The following is a 1,167-nucleotide window of genomic DNA, read 5'->3' on the forward strand; positions in this document are numbered from 1 at the left end:
GTGATCGGGACGTCGGCGGTGCTGGCGAAGGCGCTGGAGAGGACCGGGTTCGACCTGGTGATCGGCGGTATGGCGTCGACGGACGGTTCGATGGGTGTGCTGCCGGCGCTGCTGGCGGAGCGGCTGGGGGTGCCGCAGGTGACGCTGCTGTCGGAGGTGTCGGTCGAGGGCGGTGTGGTGAAGGGCCGTCGGGACGGTGACGCGGCGACGGAGCTGGTGGAGGCGGCGCTGCCGGCGGTGGTGTCGGTGACGGACCAGTCGGGTGAGGCCCGGTACCCGTCGTTCAAGGGGATCATGGCGGCGAAGAAGAAGCCGGTGCAGTCCCTGGACCTGGACGACCTGGGCGTCGAGGCGGACGAGGTCGGTCTGGCGGGTGCGTGGACGGCGGTGGAGTCGGTGGCGGCGCGTCCGGCGCGTTCCGCGGGCACGGTCGTCAAGGACGAGGGCGAGGGCGGCAAGGCGCTCGCCGGCTTCCTCGCCGACCAGAAGTTCATCTAGTCACCCCGCTGGTCACCCCGGGCCACCCGCGCCCATCCCTGCTGCCCCACCGAATCACGGAGACATCGAGCAATGGCTGAGATCCTCGTCCTGGTCGACCACGCCGACGGCGCGGTCCGCAAGCCGGCCCTGGAGCTGCTGACCCTGGCCCGCCGCATCGGCGAGCCCTCCGCCGTCGTCCTCGGCGCCGGCGACAAGGCCGCCGAGCTGGCCGCCAAGGCCGCCGAGTACGGCGCCGCCAAGGTGTACGTCGCCGACGGCGCCGAGTTCACCGACCAGCTGGTCGTCCCCAAGGTGGACGCCCTGGCCCAGATCGCCAAGGCGGTCGAGCCGGCCGCGGTGCTGGTCACCTCTTCCGGCGAGGGCAAGGAGGTCGCCGCCCGCGTCGCCCTGCGGATCGGCTCCGGCATCATCACCGACGCCGTCGACCTGCGCGCCGGCGACCAGGGCCCGGTGGCCACCCAGTCCGTCTTCGCGGCCTCCTACACCGTCGACTCCCGGGTCAGCAACGGTGTGCCGGTCATCGCGGTCAAGCCGAACGCCGTCGCCCCGGAGGCCGCCCCGGCCGCCGGTACGGTGGAGAACGTCACCGTCGCCTTCACCGGCAACGCCGCCAAGGTCGTCTCGCGCACCCCGCGCGTGTCCACCGGCCGCCCCGAGCTGACCGAG

General features: G+C 73.1%; 1 protein-coding gene and 1 pseudogene. Both read left to right on the forward strand.

Annotated elements, in window-relative coordinates; genetic code table 11:
- Window positions 1-498: electron transfer flavoprotein subunit beta (locus tag ABZW10_RS38715; protein ID WP_355376422.1), on the forward strand; the 498-nt coding region annotated here is incomplete at its 5' end.
- A gap of 72 nt (window positions 499-570) precedes the next feature.
- A pseudogene (locus ABZW10_RS38720) lies at window positions 571-1,167 on the forward strand (electron transfer flavoprotein subunit alpha/FixB family protein); the annotation flags it as partial.

The organism is Kitasatospora sp. NPDC004723 (assembly GCF_040609255.1).
Lineage (GTDB): Bacteria > Actinomycetota > Actinomycetes > Streptomycetales > Streptomycetaceae > Kitasatospora.